The sequence below is a fragment of the Bradyrhizobium genomosp. III genome, assembly GCF_000261705.1.
In the GTDB taxonomy this organism is placed as follows: domain Bacteria; phylum Pseudomonadota; class Alphaproteobacteria; order Rhizobiales; family Xanthobacteraceae; genus Bradyrhizobium; species Bradyrhizobium ottawaense.
Window position 1 is genome coordinate 1 of sequence record NZ_AJQF01000221.1, and the last position, 6,240, is coordinate 6,240.

The 6,240-nt window shown below is 66.0% G+C and carries 6 protein-coding genes; 1 reads left to right on the plus strand and 5 read right to left on the minus strand.

Annotation, left to right across the window (positions count from 1 at the left end; genetic code table 11):
- On the minus strand, positions 1-997 hold a 997-nt coding region (locus IC66_RS0119265), incomplete at its 3' end, for an RsmB/NOP family class I SAM-dependent RNA methyltransferase (protein ID WP_049806570.1).
- A gap of 189 nt (positions 998-1,186) precedes the next feature.
- Between IC66_RS0119265 and IC66_RS0119270 the strand changes: the two genes are divergently transcribed.
- A complete protein-coding gene (locus IC66_RS0119270; protein ID WP_028139334.1) occupies positions 1,187-1,396 on the plus strand; it encodes a DUF1674 domain-containing protein in 210 nt (69 codons plus the stop codon).
- Between the two features lie 36 nt (positions 1,397-1,432).
- Here IC66_RS0119270 and cysC read toward each other — a convergent pair whose 3' ends face one another.
- The 4 genes from cysC to IC66_RS0119290 form a co-directional block, all read right to left on the minus strand.
- A complete protein-coding gene (cysC, locus tag IC66_RS0119275) occupies positions 1,433-3,328 on the minus strand; it encodes an adenylyl-sulfate kinase (protein WP_038948688.1) in 1,896 nt (631 codons plus the stop codon).
- Positions 3,328-4,287 carry a sulfate adenylyltransferase subunit CysD gene (gene cysD, locus IC66_RS0119280; RefSeq protein WP_038948689.1) on the minus strand — a complete coding sequence of 320 codons (960 nt, stop codon included), beginning with the start codon at positions 4,285-4,287 and terminating at the stop codon, positions 3,328-3,330. The genes cysC and cysD overlap by 1 nt, the downstream gene beginning before the upstream one ends.
- 5 nt (positions 4,288-4,292) lie before the next feature.
- On the minus strand, positions 4,293-5,312 hold the full coding sequence (locus IC66_RS0119285) for a sulfotransferase family protein (protein WP_038948690.1): 1,020 nt from the start codon (positions 5,310-5,312) through the stop codon (positions 4,293-4,295).
- Positions 5,313-5,468: 156 nt separating this feature from the next.
- Positions 5,469-6,240: methyl-accepting chemotaxis protein (locus IC66_RS0119290; protein ID WP_038948691.1), on the minus strand; the 772-nt coding region annotated here is incomplete at its 5' end.

The following is a 6,240-nucleotide window of genomic DNA, read 5'->3' on the forward strand; positions in this document are numbered from 1 at the left end:
GGATCGTGCCGGTCGAGGTGCAGGGCGCATCGATCAAAATACCGTCGAAGCCTTCGGCTGGGCCGGCCCATTCCACGGCGTCAGCGACGACGGTCTCGGCCTGGAGCGACAGCCGCGCCAGGTTTTCACGCAGCCGCATCACCCGGGCCGGCGAGCGGTCGATCGCCGTGACCTGCGCGCCGGCATGCGCCAGTTGTGCGGTCTTGCCGCCGGGGGCGGCGCAGAGATCGGCAATGGACTTGCCCTTGACGTCGCCGAACAGCCGGGCCGGCAGCGCGGCGGCGGCGTCCTGCACCCACCATTGTCCCTCGGCGAAGCCGGGCAGCATGGTCACCGAGCCGTGCAGCAGCATCCGCACCGTTCCGGTCGGAAGCGTCTCGCCGTGCAGGCGGTTCGCCCATTGCGCGGCATCGGACTTCACCGTGAGATCGAGCGAAGGCTCGTGGCCGAGTGCCAGTGCCATCTCCCTTGCGGTTGCTTCGCCATAATGCGCGCTCCAGCGCGCGAGCAGCCATGGGGGCAGATCCAGCGATTGCGCGGCGACCTCCTCGACCAGCGCCGCGCCCTCGCGCGCGCAGCGGCGCAGCACGGCATTGACGAGGCCGGCATAGCGCGCGGCGCGCCGGTCGGATTGCACCAGGCGAACGGAGAGGTCGACGGCCGCGTGATCCGGCACGTCCATCCAGAGGATTTGCGCCGCGCCGATCAGGAGGGCGCTCTGCGCGCGCGGCGCATCGGAGGGGATGCCCTTGTCGAGCAGGCGGGACAGCACATGGCCGAGCGTGCCGAGCCGGCGCAGCACCGTGGCGACCAGTCGCCGCATCAGCGCGCGGTCGCGGTCGGCAAGCGTCTTCAGTCCTGGATGGGCGCCGCTGCCGTCGAGTTGGTCATCGAGCGTACGGTGCTTGTGCAGCACGCCGTCGACGATGTCGGCGGCAATCCGTCGCGCCGCGAGACCGGGCACTTCGGACGGAGGGGCGAAACGTTGAGATGGCATGCGGAAGCAAGGTTCTGAGCAAGCGGCAGTTCCGCCGCAATGGGCGCATGCCTTGAGAACCCAATCTCTGGCACGCGAATATGCCAAATGTAAGAATCGCTTCGGGCTTTTTCAGCCCTTCCGGGCCGATTTCAGGAATGCGTTATTGGACATCGCGTTGCGGCTCGTCCTGCGCTAGAAAGCCTGGCGATGAGTGATCAGCCTCCCGTTCCCGCCCGCAAGCAGCTTACGCCGGCAGCCCAGCGCGCGCTGGCCGAAGCCGAGGCGCGCCGACAGTCCGCAGCCGCGCAGGCCCAAGAGGCCGGCAAGGCGGCGCCGAAGGAGTTGCAGGGGCCGAAGGGACCCGAGCCGACCCGCTACGGCGACTGGGAGCGCAAGGGCATCGCCTCCGACTTCTGAGCGATCGCCGGTCCTGGAAGGCGTCCACTCCCGCCACTACAGATAGTGATTGTCCCTGAGATAACCGATGATGCGCTCGCAGGCCGCGTCGGTCGACATTTCTGACGTGTCGATGGTGATCTCCGGCGCCCGCGGCATCTCGTAGGGCTGATCGATGCCGGTGAACGATGGCAGCTCTCCCGCCCGTGCTTTGCGATAGAGCCCCTTGGGATCGCGATGCTCGCATTCGGCCAGCGGGGTCGCGACATGGATCTCGATGAACTCGCCTGCCTCGACCCGCTGGCGCGCCAGCTCGCGCTCGTTGCGGAACGGTGAGATCAGCGCGACCAGCGCGATCATGCCGGCATCGACGAACAGCGCCGCGATCTCGGCAGTGCGCCGGACGTTCTCCGCCCTGTCCGCGTTGGAGAAGCCGAGGTCGCGGTTGATGCCGTGGCGGAGATTGTCGCCGTCGAGCAGCGCGGCGTGGCGTCCGAGTTCGGCAAGCCTGCGATCGACGAGATCGGCGATGGTCGATTTGCCGGCACCGCTCAGCCCCGTGAACCAGAGCACGCAGGGCCGCTGCTGCTTCAGCTGCGCCCGCACGGGTTTGTCGACGGCAAGCCGCTGCCAATGAATGTTGGTGGCGCGGCGGAGCGAGAGATCGATCATTCCCGCGGCGGCGGTGCGATGGCTGATGGGATCGACGAGAATGAAGCTGCCCATGTCGCGGTCGTCGCGATAGGCCTCGAACACCAATGGACGGTCGAGGCTGAGATGGGCGTAGCCGATCTGGTTGGCGTCGAGTGTGGCAGCGCTTTCATGCGCCATGGTGTCGATGGCGATGCGGTGCTTGAGCGTCGTGATCACCGCGCCGGTCGAGGCCGCGCCGCATTTGAGCAAATAGCGACGGCCCGCGACCATGGCCTCGTCGTCGAACCAGACGAGATGGGCGGCCAGCTGATCCGAGACCTGTGGCGCGGGCCCCGCCGTCAGCACGTCGCCGCGACTGACGTCGATCTCGTCGGTCAACGTGAGCGTCACCGATTCGCCCGCCGCAGCGCGGTCGCGCTCGCCGCCGGGGGTGAGAATGCGCGCGATGCGCGTCTGGCGGCCCGAGGGCTGCACGGCGATGGTCTCGCCGATCGCGATCGTTCCGCTGGCGATACGCCCGCAGAAGCCGCGAAACTCCGCATGCGGCCGGTTGACCCATTGCACCGGCAACCGGAACGGCCGCTGCGAGACATCGCCGGAAACGTCGACCGATTCCAGATAGGCGGTGACGGTCGGCCCGGCGTACCAGGGCATCCGCGCGCTGGCGGCGACGATGTTGTCGCCGTCGGGCGCGACGACAGGGATGCACTGGACCTGCGAGATTCCGAGCTGTCCGGCCATGGTCAGATATTCGGCAGTGATGGCCGCAAAGCGATCCCCGTCGAATCCGATCAGATCCATCTTGTTCACGGCGAGCACGACGTGACGGATACCAAGCAGCGACAGGATGTGGCTGTGGCGCCGCGTCTGCGTGATTACGCCCTTGCGGGCATCGACCAGCACCACGGCGAGATCGGCGTTGGAGGCGCCGGTCGCCATGTTGCGGGTATACTGCGCGTGCCCCGGCGTGTCGGCGACGATGAAGCGGCGCAGCTTGGTGGCGAAGAAGCGGTAGGCGACGTCGATCGTGATGCCCTGCTCGCGCTCGGCCTGCAAGCCGTCGACCAGCAGCGCGAAATCGAAATCGCCGCCGGTGGTGCCGACCGTCCGGCTCTCGGACGCCAGCGCGTCGAGCTGGTCGTCGAGCAGCGTCTTGGAATCGTAGAGCAGCCGGCCAACCAGCGTGCTCTTGCCGTCGTCGACGCTGCCGCAAGTGACGAAACGCAGCGTCGGACGATCGTCCTGTTCGAGCCGCGGCGCATCGGAGGCAGCGATCGTGGGTGCCTCGTGATAGGACATCAGAAGTAGCCTTCCGCTTTCTTGCGCTCCATCGATGCGGGACTGTCCCGGTCGATCATGCGTCCCTGCCGCTCGGAGGTGCGCGAGGCCATCATCTCGCGCACGATCTCGGGGAGCGTTGCCGCGGTCGAGACCGTGGCCCCGCTGAGCGGATAGCAGCCCAGGGTGCGAAACCTGACGGAGCGCCATCGCGGCTCTTCGCCTGCATGCAGCGGCATCCGTTCATCGTCCACCATGATCAGCGCGCCGTCGCGCTCGACCACCGGGCGCGAAGCCGCCAGATAGAGCGGAACGATCGGGATGTCCTCGAGCAGGATGTAGTCCCAGACGTCGAGCTCGGTCCAGTTCGACAGCGGAAACACCCGCATGCTCTCGCCGGGCGCGAGCATCGTGTTGTACAGGCTCCACAGTTCGGGCCGCTGGTTCTTCGGATCCCAGCGATGCGCCGTGCTCCGGTGCGAGAACACGCGCTCCTTGGCGCGCGATCTCTCCTCGTCGCGCCGCGCGCCTCCGATCGCGGCGTCGAAGCCGTGGAGGTCCAGCGCCTGCCGCAACGCCTGGGTCTTCATGACGTCGGTGTAACGGGCCGAGCCGTGGGTGAAGGGGTCAATGCCCTGGCTCAAGCCGTCATTGTTGGTATGGACGATCAGGTCGATGCCGAGTTCGCGCGCGCGACGGTCGCGAAACGCGATCATCTCGCGGAACTTCCATGTCGTGTCGACGTGCAGCAGCGGAAATGGCAGCTTGCCGGGATGAAAGGCCTTCATCGCCAGGTGCAGCAGCACCGAGGAGTCTTTGCCAATGGAATACAGCATCACCGGCCTGCGGAATTCGGCCGCCGTCTCCCGCAGGATGTGAATGCTTTCCGCCTCCAGGCGCCGAAGATGGCCGGCGGCGTGAAGCTGCTCGCCGCCGGTTCTTTCAAGGAGGGGTTCGGCGCTCGTGGGATTGTCCAGCATGCGGATCACGCGGCCTCAGCGAACCAGTCGCCGAACAGATGCGCCGAAATTGCCGCATTCAGGCCGAGATCGCGGACGCACGCCGCGACCGAAGCTCGATAGGCGTCATTGACCCCGCAGCGCTCCAGGATCTCCAGCTGAGCTTCGCTCACCGAGCCCGTCGCGCGGCGCTGGTAGCGATAGGCGCTATCGGAGGTGTGCAGATTGGGCACCTTGTAGATCGTCGCTTCGCTCGGGAAGATGACGCGCGCGTTGTTTGCCTGCACGCTTCCCGGTTCCCGCCATGACGTCACGGCATTCTCGGTAAAGCTGCTCGAAAGGCCGAGGCGGTCGAACAAGACGCGCACCGACGACAGGGCCTCCTTGCTCACCTCGTAGACGTAGTGCGTGACGGGAACGCCTTGTTGCTGGGCGTAACCTGCGACGCGGGCCGCGCTGAGTGCGGCGACGACATAGTGCCGCAGCAATGTATCTTCGGGCGCGCGCGAAATCAGCTTCTCGAGCCATGACGCCAGCGAACTCGCCGGCTCGCGATCGAGCATGATGAGATGCAGACGGTGCCGCGGATAGCCTGCTTCGACCAGGAGCTGCAGCGGATTGAACAAGCTCTCGGCGAGCACGTAGGGCCCGATCGTTTCCTTGCTGAAGATGTGCGGCTCGTCGCTCGCCGAGGGGATGACCCAGGGCGTCAGCGGACGGCCGACGAGCGCGTCGCGCAGGATCGCCTTCAGCGGTTGATAATATGAAGGCATGCCGGTCATGCCGAACAGATTGCTGAGGGCGGTCGAGCCGACCCTGGCCTTGCCGCATGCAAAATAGAGCATCGGAAAGTCCTGCGCCGGGCGATGCAGGAAATCCTCGGCGAGGCAGTCCGTCACTTCACGCATCAACGTCGCGAGCGTGACGGCTCTGCTCTGGAATTCGCCCACTGGGGACAGCAGCATGGTGTCGAGGGAACTGTGCTGCTGCCGAACGAGGTCGGCCATTCGTTCGAGCGAATCGGCTGAAATTGCGTCGATGTTCATGTCGGAGGACCCGCTGTAGGGAGTTCCACGAGCGATTGCTCGTTGGATCTTTTCCAACCTACAGTTGTCAGGGGTGCCGGACAATTCCGGGGAATCCCGGAGGCGCTATCCATACGCGACGAGCATTGAAGATGTGCTCGTCGCCGCTATGCAGTTTCATACCGCGCGCACGGTGTTGAGGAACTTCTCGACTTCCGTCTTCAAGAGGCTGCTTTCACTCGACAGCGAGCGCGCCGATGCCAACACCTGCCCCGACGCCGCGCCGGTCGCGCTCGCGCCATGACTGACCTGGGCGATCTTGTCTGCGACTTCGACGGTTCCCTTGGCGGCTTCGCTGACGTTGCGCGCAATCTCGGCCGTCGCTGCACCCTGTTCTTCGATCGTCGCTGCAATGGTGGACGAAATGTCTGAAATGCGGGCGATGGTCGCGCCGATTTCCTTGATCGCTCCGACGGAGTCCTCGGTTGCCGATTGCATGCCGGCGATCTGCGCGCTGATTTCCTCGGTCGCTCGCGCGGTTTGCGCCGCGAGCGCCTTCACCTCGCTCGCCACGACCGCAAAGCCGCGGCCGGATTCGCCGGCGCGCGCCGCCTCGATCGTTGCGTTCAGCGCCAGGAGGTTGGTCTGTTCGGCAATCGCGGTGATCAATTTGACGACGTCGCCAATTCGGCCCGCCGCCTTGAGCAGTTCATTGATCCGGACATCGGTGCGCTCGGCCTGCCTGACCGCTTCGCTGGCGATGCGGCTGGAATCGTGGACCTGGCGTCCGATCTCGACGACCGAGGTGCTCATTTCCTCGGCGGCGGACGCGACCGCTCCGACATTGGTGGACGCCTCCTCCGAGGCCGCCGCGACCATTCCGGAGAGTTCCTGGGTCTCTTCCGCGGTTCCCGACAGCGTACCGGCGGCTGCCTCGAGCTGCTGGCTG